At 29.6% G+C, this 16,714-nt stretch carries 14 protein-coding genes; 6 read left to right on the forward strand and 8 right to left on the reverse strand.

Annotated features, from left to right (window positions below):
* Positions 1-71: 71 nt before the first annotated feature.
* Positions 72-815 carry an RsiV family protein gene (locus IC174_RS14805; protein ID WP_227483276.1) on the reverse strand — a complete coding sequence of 248 codons (744 nt, stop codon included), beginning with the start codon at positions 813-815 and terminating at the stop codon, positions 72-74.
* Between the two features lie 168 nt (positions 816-983).
* Between IC174_RS14805 and IC174_RS14810 the strand changes: the two genes are divergently transcribed.
* From IC174_RS14810 to IC174_RS14835, 6 genes are all read left to right on the forward strand, one after another.
* Positions 984-1,856 (forward strand): class I SAM-dependent methyltransferase, encoded by an 873-nt coding sequence (locus IC174_RS14810; protein ID WP_227483277.1) that lies wholly within the window; start codon positions 984-986, stop codon positions 1,854-1,856.
* Entirely contained in the window at positions 1,856-2,521 is a 666-nt protein-coding gene (locus IC174_RS14815; RefSeq protein WP_227483278.1) for an RluA family pseudouridine synthase, read from the forward strand. Before IC174_RS14810 ends, IC174_RS14815 begins: the two co-directional genes overlap by 1 nt.
* Positions 2,522-2,541: 20 nt before the next feature.
* On the forward strand, positions 2,542-3,399 hold the full coding sequence (locus IC174_RS14820; protein WP_227483279.1) for a MerR family transcriptional regulator: 858 nt from the start codon (positions 2,542-2,544) through the stop codon (positions 3,397-3,399).
* 175 nt (positions 3,400-3,574) lie between these two features.
* Positions 3,575-3,904: a PadR family transcriptional regulator gene (locus IC174_RS14825; RefSeq protein ID WP_227437578.1), complete on the forward strand. Its 330-nt coding sequence runs from the start codon at positions 3,575-3,577 to the stop codon at positions 3,902-3,904.
* Positions 3,905-3,908: 4 nt separating this feature from the next.
* Positions 3,909-4,358, forward strand: a complete 450-nt coding sequence (locus tag IC174_RS14830; protein ID WP_227437581.1) for a permease prefix domain 1-containing protein — start codon at positions 3,909-3,911, stop codon at positions 4,356-4,358.
* An 83-nt stretch (positions 4,359-4,441) separates the two neighbouring features.
* Complete coding sequence (locus tag IC174_RS14835; RefSeq protein WP_227437582.1) at positions 4,442-4,819, forward strand: DNA polymerase III subunit delta; 378 nt, start codon at positions 4,442-4,444, stop codon at positions 4,817-4,819.
* Between the two features lie 130 nt (positions 4,820-4,949).
* Here IC174_RS14835 and carB (IC174_RS14840) read toward each other — a convergent pair whose 3' ends face one another.
* From carB (IC174_RS14840) to IC174_RS14870, 7 genes are all read right to left on the reverse strand, one after another.
* On the reverse strand, positions 4,950-8,156 hold the full coding sequence (gene carB, locus IC174_RS14840) for a carbamoyl-phosphate synthase large subunit (protein ID WP_227483280.1): 3,207 nt from the start codon (positions 8,154-8,156) through the stop codon (positions 4,950-4,952).
* A 184-nt stretch (positions 8,157-8,340) separates the two neighbouring features.
* On the reverse strand, positions 8,341-9,390 hold the full coding sequence (gene carA, locus IC174_RS14845) for a glutamine-hydrolyzing carbamoyl-phosphate synthase small subunit (protein WP_227483281.1): 1,050 nt from the start codon (positions 9,388-9,390) through the stop codon (positions 8,341-8,343).
* A gap of 257 nt (positions 9,391-9,647) precedes the next feature.
* Positions 9,648-12,854: a carbamoyl-phosphate synthase large subunit gene (gene carB / locus IC174_RS14850; protein ID WP_227483282.1), complete on the reverse strand. Its 3,207-nt coding sequence runs from the start codon at positions 12,852-12,854 to the stop codon at positions 9,648-9,650.
* A gap of 52 nt (positions 12,855-12,906) precedes the next feature.
* Positions 12,907-13,950 carry a glutamine-hydrolyzing carbamoyl-phosphate synthase small subunit gene (gene carA / locus IC174_RS14855; protein ID WP_227483283.1) on the reverse strand — a complete coding sequence of 348 codons (1,044 nt, stop codon included), beginning with the start codon at positions 13,948-13,950 and terminating at the stop codon, positions 12,907-12,909.
* 25 nt (positions 13,951-13,975) lie between these two features.
* A complete protein-coding gene (pyrF, locus tag IC174_RS14860) occupies positions 13,976-14,692 on the reverse strand; it encodes an orotidine-5'-phosphate decarboxylase (protein WP_227436407.1) in 717 nt (238 codons plus the stop codon).
* A gap of 380 nt (positions 14,693-15,072) precedes the next feature.
* The gene (locus IC174_RS14865; RefSeq protein ID WP_227436409.1) at positions 15,073-15,708 is read right to left on the reverse strand and encodes a DUF1847 domain-containing protein; all 636 of its coding nucleotides are present in this window, start codon (positions 15,706-15,708) and stop codon (positions 15,073-15,075) included.
* Between the two features lie 23 nt (positions 15,709-15,731).
* The gene (locus IC174_RS14870; RefSeq protein WP_227483284.1) at positions 15,732-16,649 is read right to left on the reverse strand and encodes a nitroreductase family protein; all 918 of its coding nucleotides are present in this window, start codon (positions 16,647-16,649) and stop codon (positions 15,732-15,734) included.
* Positions 16,650-16,714: the final 65 nt, after the last annotated feature.

Raw genomic sequence — 16,714 nt, forward strand, 5'->3', positions numbered from 1 at the left:
TAGATAAATCTTAACCCTACTCCAGCATAAATCTTGATATACTAAAATAGGGCTCAGAATTATCTATATTTTTATACCATAAAATGCTTAGTTCTTCCTCTTGATTGAACATATATGTCTGGAGAGATACAATAGAAACGTTGATCTATAAAATTTCCAAAATCAGAAAATCTTATCTTGAATTTAGGGATTCCAAAGCTTTCAGGTGCTATCTCATCTACACCAAAATAGATAACAATCCCATCATCTGTAATATAAAATGCCTGATCTTCAGGTATAACTAATTCTACATTAGAGTAATACATTTCTCTGTTTTCATTAATTTCAGCTTTTATATAATCAGTTATTATGTTTATATAGTCAACTCCATCTCTAAAAATATCACCTAGTAAAAGTTCTTTTCCATTTGTTAAGTCTATATTGTAATTATTTAATGTATTGTACTTAGGTCCAGAACTACTAGCAAATCCCATAAGATTTAATATCATACTTAGTACATAGTTTTTACTGAAAGTAACTGCATAATTAGTAGAAACCCAGTAACTTTGTTTTGGAAGTGAATTTTGAGAAGCTGCATTATTATATTCTTGTTCTTCTTCTTGCAACCCAAGCTTAAAATTATTTACAGTCATCTTTACAGCAGAATTTATGTTGTTTAAAATAGGCGGATTTACATAGGTGGATTGATTTCTAATATTGTACAGAATAGGATATTTTACATCATATGAAAAGTATTTGCTTCTGCCAAAGTCTTCATTAAACTGCACATATAATATGTTATATGTACAAGTATTTGTAGCTTGATAATTTTCCATTAAAACTCTCCTCCTCTTATTAAAAAAATCAGATACTATATAATATGTTTAAAAGAGTAATAATGTTAACAATAAATGTAAAGAATAGAAAGTATCTAAAACAGCAAAAAATGACTGATTTTGTGGTATAATACATAGGATTGAGAGTTATTTTATAGGAGGAAAGATATGTTATTATTAGCAGATAAATGGAAAGATTATGAACTTATAGATATGGGAAATGGAGAAAAATTAGAGCGTTGGGGTAAGTATGTACTTAGAAGACCAGACCCACAGGTTGTATGGCCAATGGAGTCTGAATGGGCTCTATGGAAAAACCCTCACGGACATTATCATAGAAGTAATAAAGGTGGAGGTCAGTGGGAACACAAAAAAAGATATCCAGAACAATGGACTATAAATTACAAAAACTTAAAATTTCACATTAAACCAACTGGATTTAAACATACTGGATTATTCCCAGAACAAGCAGCCAATTGGGACTGGATGATGGATAAAATCAAAAAAGCTGACAGACCTATAAAAGTATTAAATCTTTTTGCATATACAGGAGGAGCTACAGTAGCATGTGCATCCGCTGGTGCAGAAGTATGTCATGTTGATGCTTCAAAGGGTATGGTCAACTGGGCAAAAGAAAATATAGAGTTATCAGGACTTAAAAATCAAACAGTAAGATTTATAGTAGATGATGTTGTAAAGTTTGTTGAAAGGGAAATAAGAAGAGGTAAGAAATATGATGCAATAATAATGGACCCTCCTTCTTATGGGAGAGGACCTAAAGGAGAAGTATGGCAAATAGAAGAAAAATTATATAGCTTTGTGGATTTATGTATGGGTGTTTTATCTGATAATCCTTTATTCTTTCTAATTAATTCTTATACAACAGGATTTTCTCCAATAGTTCTAGAAAATGTACTGTCTACAACAATAGGTAAAAAGGCAAACAATGGCGAAATCTATGGTGGAGAATTAGGAATACCAGCTTCTAGGGATGGTAAAATACTTCCTTGTGGTATATTTGGAAGATGGGAGAAAAAATAATGATAAAAGTCATATATGAAGATAACCATTTATTAGTTGTAGATAAACCTGTAAATGTATTATCTCAAGGAGATGATACCAATGATAAGGACATGGTAAATCTTTTAAAAGACTATATCAAAACAAAGTACAATAAACCTGGAAATGTATATATTGGTTTGGTACATAGATTGGATAGACCAGTGGGTGGAGTCATGGTTTTTGCCAAAACATCAAAAGCTGCCTCAAGATTGTCTGAACAAGTAAGAAATAAGACATTCAAAAAAACCTATATGGCAGTTGTTCATGGTAAAATGAAATCCGATTCAGACATATTAAAAGATTTTTTATATAAAAATAAAAAAACAAATATGGTGAGTGTTGTGAAAAAAAACCATAAGGATGCTAAAGAAGCTGAACTTAGTTACAAAGTTTTGGGTTTTAAAGAAAATCTAAGCTTAGTTCAAGTAAACTTAAAAACTGGTCGTTCTCATCAGATAAGAGTTCAATTTGCAACTAGAAAACACCCATTATATGGAGACCAAAGATATGGCCAAGAAGTAAATAAAATTGGACAACAGATTTCTCTTTGGTCTAATAAAATAAAAATTTGCCATCCAACAACAAAAGAAAAAATGGAATTTATATGTACTCCACCTGATAAATATCCATGGAATATATTCTAAATCTCAAATGAGGTGATTATATGAGTAAAAAGTTTTCAATAGGCGAAATGTCAAAGCTTCACAAAATAAGCATACAAACGCTAAGATACTATGACCAAATAGATTTATTTAAACCTGTTCATGTTGACCAAGAAAGCAATTACAGATATTACTCAATTGACCAATTTTCACAATTGGATATTATAAAATACTTAAAGTATCTAGGTATGCCATTAAAAGAAATCAAAGAAAAATTAGATGAAAACAATGAAGAAATTCTAAAATTATTAACCAATAAGATTAATATCGTAGATGAAAAAATTAAAGAATTAGAACTTATAAAAAAAGTATTAAGTACAAAAAAAGAAACAATGGAAAAAGGTATGAGAGTAGATGAAGTAGGTAAAATAGTAAGAAAACATATTCCAAGAAGAAGTATTTTATCCATAGAATATGAAGAAGGTTTAAGTAATGAAGAAACTATGGAGCTTTCCAGAAGACAAATAGCAAATATACTAGAAGATAATATCTCTGTGTTTTATGGTGGAGTAAGTGGTCTTGTATCTATAGATAAATTCTTAAAGGAAGATAAAGTCATCTATGAAAATAGCTTTGTAAATGTTGAAAGAGATTTATTTGATGCTAAGTCTCAAAAATATATATCTGAAATTTCAGCTGGTGATTTTATTTGTATGACATATAAAGGCTCTTACAGAGAAAATTATACTGCTTTTAAAAAGTTAGTTGATTATGTTGATTATAAAAGGGTACCTATTGAAAATTATATATATGAGATACCTATAATAGACCCTCTATCTACAAACAATGAAGATGAACTTCTAACCGAAATTCAGATACAGGTTAAAAAGAGAGAAATTGATTTAAGATGTCTAGTATAATCAGGTATTATAAAAAGGGCGTTTCCAAATGATTTTTAAATCATAAATGGAATGCCCTTTTTAAATAATAATTAAAATTTTATAGTTTAGACTTGGAAAATAATATGAAATGTTTTATTATATATCTATATACCTTATATTACGAGGTATATGATAAAATAAAGTAGGTGAATTTATGGACTTAAACAAAGAAGTGCTTAAAGGTCATATTGATACTTTAATATTATCAATACTAAGCAAAGGAGATTCATATGGATATGAAATAGCAAAAGTAGTTAGAGATGAAACTACATTTGAATTAAAAGAAAGTACACTCTATGTGTCTCTTAAAAGATTAGAATCTAAGGGCTTGATAAAATCTTATTGGGGAAATGACCAAGGCGTAGGAAGCAGGAGAAAGTATTACAATATAACAGATGATGGAAAGGACAACTTAGAAGTAAAAATTCAAGAGTGGTACTTTATACAAGATATTATGAACAAGTTTCTAAAGAAGGGGGATTAGATTTATGAAAATAATAGAAGAGTATTTAGAAACACTATATAAGAGTGAAAATAACAAAGAAATTCAAGATTTAAAAGAAGAGTTAAGAGAACATCTAACAACATCTGCAAATGAATTTATTGAAAATGGATATAAAATAGATGAAGCACAAAATAAGGCAATTGAAAGATTTGATGGTGATGGTGAGATGTCAGTAGAATTACGTTCAATATTTAAACAAAAAATAGAACCTAAAAAAGTTTTATTGCGAAGATTATCAAATTCAAGGCTCTTATTTTTAAATTTATTTGGATGGCTTGTTGCAGCTGCTGCATTTACAGCCAATAGAGGTTTTGGTCACATAGTTCCACCTTGGTTGATTATAGCTTTGATAATTGTAGTAGTTATATTGATAATTTTAAGCATTATAATTAATAAATTAAAGAAAGAAATAGAAAATGATTATGTTATGTAGTCACATTAATAAATATAGTTTTGTTTTATTTATACGAGTAAGTACTACGATATTAATAGGTACTATGAAAGGAGTTTTTGTATATGGAGAAAAAAATATTATTAGAAAAAATTCTTGATACGCCAGGCGTTTCATATATTAATGAGAAAGTAAATTTATTTAAAGGTACCAAATGGATTTCATTTGGAACTTATATAATGACTGTTGAAAGCTTCTGCTATAAAGAAGATTCAAAACACTATAATCCAGTAATGGGAACATTTGATTATGAGTCAGAAATTTTTATAGTTAATGCCATATATAAAGATGAGGTCTACTCTATTAAAAATAAAAAACTCTATAGAAATGTATCTAAAGGAGATAAAATAGTTGTTACAATTAAATACTATTATGATAAATATGAAAATCTTATACATGAAGAAATTCATGACTACCACTCTTATCCTCTATCTAATGATTAAAGAAAAAACTGATAGTATCAAGATTGATATTTATTTTAGTTCACATAAGAAAATAATTATAGAGTATTAATTAAAGGCGAAAGCTCCTAGGAACTAACGCCTTTAATTAATCTAAATATCAGTTTGTTTTTTATTCTGCTATATTATAAACTTTTAATTTATCTTTATTTATATGCTTTTTCTTAACTTCTACTAAAGCTTTTAATGTATCTAAAGATGTCATTATTTCAGTAGAAAATTCAATAGCTGTTCTTCTCATTTTAAATCCATCTCTTGTTGAGTCATTACCTTTAGTAGGTGTATTTATTACTATATCAACTTGTTTATTTCTTATAGCATCTAGTATGTTTGGTCTAGGCTCTTCAACTCTATTTACTATATCAGCTTCTATTCCATTCTCTCTTAGACTCTTAGCTGTACCTTCTGTAGCAACAAAAGTATATCCTAACTCTTTCATATCTTTTGCTATTTCTATAAACTCTTCTTTATCGTTATTATTAACAGTAGCAAGTACTACTCCTCTTTCGTCAGACATATGTCTGCCTGCGGCTAAGAATCCTTTATATAGAGCTTCTTCTAGATTTTCTCCTACACCTAAAACTTCTCCTGTAGATTTCATTTCAGGTCCAAGACTTACTTCAACTTTAGCTAATTTAGACATTGAGAATACTGGTACTTTTACTGATACTAGTTTAGGCTCTTTATAAACTCCTGTACCATATCCTAAATCCTTTAATTTAGCTCCTAACATACATTTAGTAGCTAAGTCAACTATTGGTACCCCACTCACTTTACTTATATATGGTACTGTTCTACTGGCTCTAGGATTAACCTCTATTATATATAATTCATTCTGGAATTCTATAAATTGTATATTAACCATACCAAGTACATTAAGGTCTAAAGCTATTTTTTTAGTGTATTCTACTATCTTTTCTTTTATCTTATCAGATATATTTTGGCTTGGATACATTGTCGTACTATCTCCAGAGTGAACTCCAGCTCTTTCTAAATGTTCCATTATTCCAGGTATTAATATATCTTCTTTATCACATATGGCATCTACTTCTATTTCTCTACCCGTTAGATATTTATCTATAAGTACTGGATTCTTATGGTCTCTGGCAAAAGCATCATATAAATACTGAGTTAATTTTTCCTCGTTATAAGTTATTTCCATACCTTGACCACCAAGTACATAAGATGGTCTAACTAATACTGGATAACCTAATTCATTAGCAACTTCAATACCTTCATTAGTTGTCCACACACCTTTTCCTTTTGGTCTATTTATATCTAATCTCTCTAATAAGTCGTCAAATTTTTCTCTATCTTCTGCTGCATCTATATCATCAAAATCAGTTCCCAATATAGGTATTTTTTTCTCATGTAAGAACTTAGCTAGTTTTATAGCTGTTTGTCCTCCAAATTGTAGTATTACACCTTCTGGTTTTTCTTTTTCAATTATGTTTAAAACTTCTTCTTCTGTTAATGGTTCAAAATATAGTTTATCTGATGTATCAAAATCTGTACTTACTGTTTCAGGGTTATTGTTTACAATTATAGTTTCTATACCCATTTTTCTTAAAGATTTTACACAGTGAACTGAACAATAGTCAAATTCTATACCTTGACCTATTCTTATTGGTCCAGAACCTAATACTACAACTTTTCTCTTATCACTTACAACTACTTCATCATATTGCTCATAAGTTGAGTAGTAATATGGAGATAGAGCTTCAAATTCTCCTCCACATGTATCAACCATTTTATAAACAGGTTGTATATTATATAGACTTCTTAATTCGTATAATTTTTCTGGGCTTATCTTCATTAAGTCAGATATACCTTTATCAGAGAATCCTTTTTTCTTTAATTCATGTAAGTATTCCTTATCTAAATCTTCTATTTTAAGACCTTTTAATTTTTCTTCTTGCTCAACTATCCATTTAAATTTATTTATAAACCACTTATCAACACCAGTGATTTCTTCTATCATTTCTACTTTATAGCCTCTTCTTATCATTTCAGCTAAATCAAACAATCTTTCATCATCAGGTACTACAACTCTTTTCTTTAGCTCTTCTAACGTTCTACCTTCTGATGGAGCATGAACTAATGAATATTTTCCTGTTTCTAGTGATCTTATTCCCTTAAGAATAGCAGCTTCAAAGTTGCTTCCTATACTCATTATTTCACCAGTTGCCATCATCTTAGTTCCTAATTTTCTATTTGCCTTTTTAAATTTATCAAATGGCCATTTTGGTATTTTTACTACTACATAATCTAAAGTTGGCTCAAAACAAGCATAAGTTTTTTTAGTTACTGCATTTTCTATTTCATCCAAAGTATATCCTAAGGCTATCTTAGCTGCTACTTTTGCTATTGGATATCCTGTAGCTTTTGATGCTAGTGCTGATGATCTACTAACTCTTGGATTTATTTCTATTATTGCATATTCTAAGCTATGTGGATTTAAAGCTATTTGAACATTACATCCACCTTGAACCTCTATTGCATTTATTATATCTATTGATGCTTTTCTAAGTAGTTGGTATTCTTCATCACTTAAAGTTTGACTTGGAGCAACAACTATACTATCTCCTGTATGAACTCCAACTGGGTCTACATTTTCCATGTTACATACAGTTATACAGTTTCCATTCCCATCTCTCATTACTTCATATTCTATTTCTTTCCAACCTTTTATACTCTTTTCAAGAAGAACTTGACCTACTGGACTTAATTGCAATCCATGTGAAAGTATCTCTCTTAATTCTTCCTCAGTATCAGCTATACCTCCGCCAGTTCCACCTAGTGTATATGCTGGTCTTACAACCACTGGATATCCTATTTTACTTGCAAATTCAAGACCTGCTTCTAGGTTTGTAACTATATCACTAACTATTACAGGTTGATTTATTTCTTTCATTACTTCTCTAAATAAATCTCTATCCTCACCCTTTTTTATAGACTCTATAGATGTACCTATAACTTTTACATTATATTTATCTAGTATACCAGCATCATGCAATTCTACAGCCAAGTTTAGTCCTGTTTGACCACCCATACCTGCAAGTAAGCTATCTGGTCTTTCTTTTTCTATTATTTTTTCTATAAATTCTATTGTTAATGGTTCTATATATATTTTATCTGCAATTTCTTTATCAGTCATTATCGTCGCTGGATTACTATTTACTAATACAACTTCTATTCCCTCTTCTTTTAATGCTTGGCAGGCCTGTGTTCCTGAGTAGTCAAACTCTGCTGCTTGACCTATTATTATTGGCCCTGACCCTAATACTAAAGTTTTCTTTATACTATCTAATTTAGGCATAACTCTTTCTCCTTATCTAAACAATTTTCACAGTTTCTATCTTCATAATCTATACAATCAATTTTAATTATTTTATTCCATATTAAATTTGAGATTATTTATTATATCTATATTAATTAAACCAATATTTTTTTGATTTAAGTTAGTCTTATTTTTAGTTATATATTATATATATTTATATTATTTATTTTACGAACTCTAAAAACTTATCGAAAATATAGTCATTATCTTTTGGCCCTGGACAAGCTTCAGGGTGGTATTGAACACTGTATACATCTAGCTTCTCATGTCTCATTCCCTCAACAGTATTATCATTTAAATTTATATGTGTCACTTTCATTTGTTCAGGAACTTCTGAAACATAATATCCATGATTTTGAGAAGTTATAAATACTTTTCCCTCTTCTAAATCTTTAACTGGATGATTTCCACCTCTATGTCCAAATTTAAGTTTAGCAGTTTTTCCTCCAAGAGCTAGGGCTAAAAGCTGATGCCCTAAGCATATTCCAACTATAGGCTTTTTACCAATTAGAGCTTTTATATTTTCTATAACATTTTCTAAATCCTCTGGGTCTCCAGGACCATTTGATAAAAATATTAAATCAGGGTTTATACTTAATACATCTTCTGGAGATGTTGTAGCTGGGAATATTGTTATATCACATCCACGAGCTATAAATGATCTTAAGATATTTCTTTTAACTCCAAAATCCATAACAGCTACTTTTGGGCCATTTCCTTCTATATGCTCTACTTCTTTTCTTGTAACCGTTCTAACTGCTTCTGTATTTGAAAACTTATCTAATTTATGTTTAACATCTTCTAACTTGCTATCTTCTAATGTAATTATACCTTTCATTGTCCCATTATTTCTAAGTATCTTAGTTAAAGCTCTTGTGTCTATTCCTTCTAGTCCTATCACTTTATTTTGCTTTAAATATTGGTCTATATCAATCTCACATCTAAAATTACTTGGAGAATCACTTTTTTCTCTTACTATAAATCCTTTCACTTGCACTTTTTCAGATTCTGCTGATGATAAATTTATACCATAATTTCCTATAAGAGGATAAGTCATAGTAACTATTTGACCATAGTAAGAAGGGTCTGTTAAAACTTCACCATATCCTATCATCGAAGTGTTAAATACTACTTCTCCTACACTTTCTTCTAAATATCCAAATGCTTTTCCTATAAAAACTGTCCCATCTTCTAATATTAACCTTGCTTTCATATTACAGTACCTCCTATAATTCTCTTTAGGCAAACTAAAGAACATTAACTAAATATAATCTTTTAAATATCTATATCTATTTTTCACTTTTACATTCTAGTTTTATACTTATTTACATTTATTTTTTATCTTTTTCTATTATACTACAAATTTCTTAAAAAAAAGAAGTTATCTCAAAAGTAAAAACTCATAGAAAAAATAACTTCTTCTTTTTAATTTAATGATTAAATTCTTAAACTATACAATCAACTTAATTTCTATTCAGCTATATTGTAAACTTTTAACTTATCTTTGTTTAGGTGTTTTTTCTTAACCTCTACTAGAGCTTTTAGTGTATCTAAAGATGTCATTATTTCAGTAGAAAATTCAATAGCTGTTCTTCTCATTTTAAATCCATCTCTTGTTGAGTCATTACCTTTAGTAGGTGTATTTATTACTATATCAACTTGTTTATTTCTTATAGCATCTAGTATGTTTGGTCTAGATTCTTCCACTCTGTTTACTATATCAGCTTCTATTCCATTTTCTCTTAGACTATTAGCTGTCCCTTCTGTAGCAACAAAAGTGTATCCTAACTCTTTCATATCTTTTGCTATTGCTATAAACTCATCTTTATCGTTATTATTAACAGTAGCAAGTACTACTCCTCTTTCGTCAGACATATGTCTGCCTGCGGCTAAGAATCCTTTATATAGAGCTTCTTCTAGATTTTCTCCTACACCTAAAACTTCTCCTGTAGATTTCATTTCAGGTCCAAGACTTACTTCAACTTTAGCTAATTTAGACATTGAGAATACTGGCACTTTTACTGATACTAGTTTAGGCTCTTTATAAACTCCTGTACCATATCCTAAATCCTTTAATTTAGCTCCTAACATACATTTAGTAGCTAAATCAACTATTGGTACCCCACTCACTTTACTTATATATGGTACTGTTCTACTGGCTCTAGGATTAACCTCTATTATATATAATTCATTCTGGAATTCTATAAATTGTATATTAACCATACCAAGTACATTAAGGTCTAAAGCTATTTTTTTAGTGTATTCTACTATCTTTTCTTTTATCTTATCAGATATATTTTGGCTTGGATACATTGTCGTACTATCTCCAGAGTGAACTCCAGCTCTTTCTAAGTGTTCCATTATTCCAGGTATTAATATATCTTCTTTATCACATATGGCATCTACTTCTATTTCTCTACCAGTTAGATATTTATCTATAAGTACTGGATTCTTATGGTCTCTGGCAAAAGCATCATCTAAATACTGAGTTAATTTTTCCTCGTTATAAGTTATTTCCATACCTTGACCACCAAGTACATAAGATGGTCTAACTAATACTGGATAACCTAATTCATTAGCAACTTCAATACCTTCATTAAGTGACCATACACCTTTTCCTTTTGGTCTGTTTATGTCTAGTTTTTCTAATAAATCATCAAATTTTTCTCTATCTTCCGCTGCATCTATATCATCAAAATCAGTTCCCAATATAGGTATATTTTTCTCATGTAAGAACTTAGCTAGTTTTATAGCTGTTTGTCCTCCAAATTGTAATATTACACCTTCTGGTTTTTCTTTTTCAATTATACTTAAAACTTCTTCTTCTGTTAATGGTTCAAAATATAGTTTATCTGATGTATCAAAATCTGTACTTACTGTCTCAGGGTTATTGTTTATGATTATAGTTTCTATATCCATCTTTCTCAAAGATTTTACACAGTGAACTGAACAATAGTCAAATTCTATACCTTGACCTATTCTTATTGGTCCAGAGCCTAGCACTATTACTTTTTTCTTATCACTTACAACTACTTCATCATATTGCTCATAAGTTGAGTAATAATATGGAGATATCGCATCTATTTCTCCTGCACATGTATCAACCATTTTGTATGCTGGTTTTATGCTATATAGACTTCTTAATTCGTATAATTTTTCTGGGCTTATCTTCATTAAGTCAGATATACCTTTATCAGAAAATCCTTTTTTCTTTAACTCAAGAAGATAATCTTTAGTTAAGTCTTCAATCTTCATAACTTTTAATTTTTCTTCTTGTTCAACTATCCATTTAAATTTATTTATAAACCATTTGTCTATTCCTGTGATTTGTTCTATCATTTCTACTTTATAGCCTCTTCTTATCATTTCAGCTAAATCAAACAATCTTTCATCATCAGGTACTACAACTCTTTTCTTCAACGCTTCAATACTTCTCTCTTCTGATGGAGCATGAACTAATGAATATTTTCCTGTTTCTAGTGATCTTATTCCCTTAAGAATAGCAGCTTCAAAGTTACTTCCTATACTCATTATTTCACCAGTTGCCATCATCTTAGTTCCTAATTTTCTATTTGCCTTTTTAAATTTATCAAATGGCCATTTTGGTATCTTAGCAACTACATAGTCTATAGTTGGCTCAAAACAAGCATAAGTTTTTTTAGTTACTGCATTTTCTATTTCATCCAAAGTATATCCTAAAGCTATTTTTGATGAAACTTTTGCTATTGGATATCCTGTAGCTTTTGATGCTAATGCTGATGATCTACTAACTCTTGGATTTATCTCTATAACTGCATATTCAAAACTATGTGGGTTTAATGCAAACTGAACATTACATCCACCTTGAACTTCTACTGTATTTAATATATCTAAAGATGCTTTTTTAAGCATCGCACATTCTTTATTGCTTAGAGTTTGTGTTGGAGCAACAACTATACTATCTCCTGTATGAACTCCAACTGGGTCTATATTTTCCATGTTACATACAACTATACAATTTCCTTTTGAATCTCTTATTACTTCATATTCTATTTCTTTCCAACCTTTTATACTTTTTTCAATTAATACTTGTCCAACTGGGCTTAATTGCAATCCATGTGAAAGTATCTCTCTTAATTCTTCCTCAGTATCAGCGATACCTCCACCAGTTCCACCTAATGTGTATGCTGGTCTTACAACTACTGGATACCCTATTGTAAGTGCATAATCAAGACCTGCTTGTAAATCTGTAACTATATCACTAACTATTACAGGTTGATTTATTTCTTTCATTACATCTCTAAATATATCTCTGTCTTCACCTTTTTTAATAGATTCTACTGAAGTACCTATTATTTTTACTCCATATTTATCTAGTATGCCTTTTTCATAAAGCTCAACTGCTAAGTTTAATCCTGTTTGTCCACCCATACCTGCAAGTAAGCTATCTGGTCTTTCTTTTTCTATTATTTTTTCTATAAATTCTATTGTTAATGGTTCTATATATATTTTATCTGCCACTTCTTTATCAGTCATTATTGTAGCTGGATTACTATTTATTAATACAACTTCAATACCTTCTTCTTTTAAAGATTGACATGCTTGAGTTCCCGAATAGTCAAATTCTGCCGCTTGACCTATTATTATTGGTCCTGACCCTAATACTAAAGTTTTCTTTATACTATCTAATTTAGGCATAAATTTTTCTCCTTATCTAAATGGTTTTTACTATCTGTAAATAATACTAAATCTATATTAATGCTAAGAATTTATTAAATATACAATCTAAATCTTCTTTTGTTGTGTATTCTGGAATGTACTGAACACTATATATTGGTAATTCCTTATGTCTCATTCCTTCTATAGTATTGTCATTTAAATTTACATGAGTTATCTCTGTATCTTCTGGCATTTCTGAAACATTGTATCCGTGATTTTGAGAAGTTATAAATACTTTTCCTGTTTCTAAACATTTAACTGGATGATTTCCTCCTCTATGTCCAAATGCAAGTTTTGAAGTTTTTCCACCTAATGCTAATGCCAAAGTTTGATGTCCTAAACCGATTCCTGCTAGTGGTTTTTTGCCTACTAATTTCTTTATATTTTCAACTATATCATTTATATCTTCTGGATTACCTGGCCCATTAGATAATAATATCAAGTCAGGGTTTATATTTAAAATTTCTTCTGAAGTAGTCATTGCTGGTACTACCATTATGTCACAGTTACAAGCTTTCAGTGAGTCTAATATACTATTTTTAACACCAAAGTCTACAACTACGACTTTAACACCAGTCCCTTTAATATTTTCAATTTCTTTTCTTGTAACACTTTTAACAGAGTCTTTATTGCAACACTCTGTTAATTTAGACTGAATTTCTTGTAATGATACATTTTCTAAAGTTATAATACCTTTTTTTGTTCCATTATTTCTAATAATCTTAGTCAATGCTCTTGTATCTATTCCTTCAAGTCCAATTACTTTGTTTTGCTTTAGATATGTGTCTATATCCATTTCACATCTAAAATTATTTGGGTTGTCACTTTTTTCTCTTACTATAAGTCCTTTTACTTGTACTTTATTTGATTCAACATCTTCTAAATTTATTCCATAGTTCCCTATAAGTGGATATGTCATTGTCACTATTTGTCCATAATAAGTTGCATCTGTCAGTAGTTCACCATATCCTGCCATTGAAGTATTAAACACAACTTCACCAACAGCTTCCTTTAAATATCCAAATGCTTTTCCTTCAAATATTGTTCCATCTTCTAAAATTAATTTCCCCTTCATATAAGCTACCTCCCAAATGTTTTATCTAAGCATTTTCTATTTCTTTTACAATATTAATAGCTGATTCTCTTGGACTTTCTGCTTTTGTTATAGGTCTTCCAACAACTAAATAATGAGCTCCTCTTTTTATTGCATCTGATGGAGTAACAACTCTTTTTTGGTCTCCAACTTCTGCTGACTTAGGTCTTATCCCTGGGCAAACTGTTATAAAATCAGTTCCACATGCCTCTACTATCTTATCTACTTCTTGAGCTGAGCAAACAACTCCATCTATTCCTGATTCTTTTGCTAATTTAGCTCTCTTTATAGCCAATTCTTCTGTTGTCATATTACATCCTATATCTTGTAAGTCTTGGTTGCTTAATGAAGTTAAAACTGTTACTCCAACCACCAAAGGTTTTTCTATATTTAATCTCTCTGCTTCTTCTTTAGCAACTAGTGCACATTGTCTCATCCCTTCCATATCTGATACATGAATTGTCATTAACCAAACATTATCTCTTACTGCAGCTCTTACTGCACTTTTCATAGTATTTGGAATATCATGGAATTTAAGGTCTAGAAATATTTTTTTACCTTTTTCTTTTAAATAGTCTATTGTCTTTCCTTTTGTAGCCACATATTGTTCTAGTCCTACTTTAAATATATCTACACTATCTTCCAATTTGTCTATTAGTTCTTTAGCTTTATCAAATTCGTCAGTATCAATTGCAACTATTAGCTTCTCTTTACCATTTATCATTTTTATATCTCCTTTTTAATAAAGCCTAAATCCTCATAAAAAAATCCTTACACCAAAAGAGGCACAAGGATTTTATCTATACATAACTTTGATATTAATTAGCTATGAGATATCTTTCCCAGTCTCTCTGGACTAGTTTAAAAGACTTTATTATATTTAAATTTTTTATTTTATACTCATCAAAAACCTCTAGGTGATTTACTAGAGGTTATATATTAACACTATCTATAACCCTTTAGTCTCTCTGGACTAGTTTAAGGAATTTAGTCATAATATTTTTTCTTTATTTATATAACTTTATGTATCTTAAGGATATTTTAAAGTTTCATCTTTTTTATAATTAAACCACTAATTGCTTTTTATGTCAATAAGTCTTTGAATTATTCTTCATCTTTATCAAATAATTTTTTTTCAAAATAAGACTCTGCATTATATATAGCAGCAGCTGGATTATGCCCAGTTACTCTATCTTTGACAATTAGAGTTGTTATAGGAGCTTCCATATATTTCATGGCTAATGTATCATGACCAACACATAATCCAAGAATTATATTAAGGTCAACTTTAGCCTCATTTAAAAATAAAGCTTGCCCTATTGGATTACACATTATTTCATCTTTACATTTTGATATTGTTTGTGATGGCTTCAATCCAACTGTAGTCTTAGGAATCGCTCCATTTTTACATATAACAGAAAACACTTCAAATCCATGATGTTCAAATACCTTTTGTACTGTTTGCATTTCTCTTTTTAAACCAATACAAAATGCTATACCAATTTTTTTATAGTCACATTTTTTAGCAAACTCTATAATCTCTTTTAACCTAGTATATTGACAGTATCCCTCTGTTTCAATTAATCCAGCATTATAAGCTATTTTTCTATTTTCTTCCTCTTCATAAAGTTTTTTTGCTTTTTCTTGTAACTCAACTTCCCTAGTTGGGCATATCTTCATTAGCTTATCCATATCTCCATCTGAACAGCCTCTAAGATTACATTTCCCACACTTATACATGTCTACTATCCCCTCTCAAAATTTTATTCATTTTGTGATTGTTCTTTTTCCAAACTTAAATTTTCATCTTGAGTTTCTTCTTCTTCTGGTTTTACATGTTCAACTACAGTTATAAAATATGATTTTCCTATTTTATTCTTTATAGGAAGTTTTTCATATGAAACATCTATTTTATTTTTTATACATGCTATATCAAAATGTCTTAAACCTACACCTAAGCTAACCTTATTCATATATTCACAATGTTTCTTAGGTTTCTTTTCAAATAGATGAAGACCTCGTTCATCTTTGTGAAAATACCAAGGTTGAGAGTTTTTCACAGATGGAGCTCTTCTTGTAAATTCTAATATTTCTTTCCATTTTCTATTTCTATTTATTTTATTTATAATATCTTTTACTGGTTTTCTATCAGGTCTAGCATATCTTGTCCTAAATAAATCTTCATTTTTTGCCGGATATCCAAAAGCTATTATTATATATGGATTTTCTATTTTGTTTTCATCTTCTTCTTCTGTTTTTATTCCAGCTAAATAATCTAAATCGTCTTCTTCATCTTCTCTTGGGTCTTTGTTTCCAATATCTACAAATTCCAAGATATCTTCTCTTTTTAATGTGGACTCCAGCCAACAAGTAGCTACTCCTAATGTTGTAAGACGTAATACTATACCTTCAGTAGCAAAACCTATATTTTGTAAATAGTCTTTTCCCTTATCTGATGTGACTACTATATAATGAGGTGCTTTTACTTTACACTCTTTCCCCATTAAAAAGTGTATTATATGACCTCTATCAACAACATGTGCTTTAATATTTAAATCTTCATTTAAGTATTCTAAATTTTTACAACTTCTTTTTATTTCTTCCATTAATGGCTTTTTTAGTTTTGTACTGGAAAAATTTCTTACAGATTTTCTATAAAAAATGGCTTCATAAAGCTCCATTTATGCCCTCCTAACTGAAATCTTCTGTTCATAATATATAAACTACTATATTTAAACATATATAA

Source organism: Clostridioides sp. ES-S-0001-03, assembly GCF_020676075.1.
Lineage (GTDB): Bacteria > Bacillota > Clostridia > Peptostreptococcales > Peptostreptococcaceae > Clostridioides.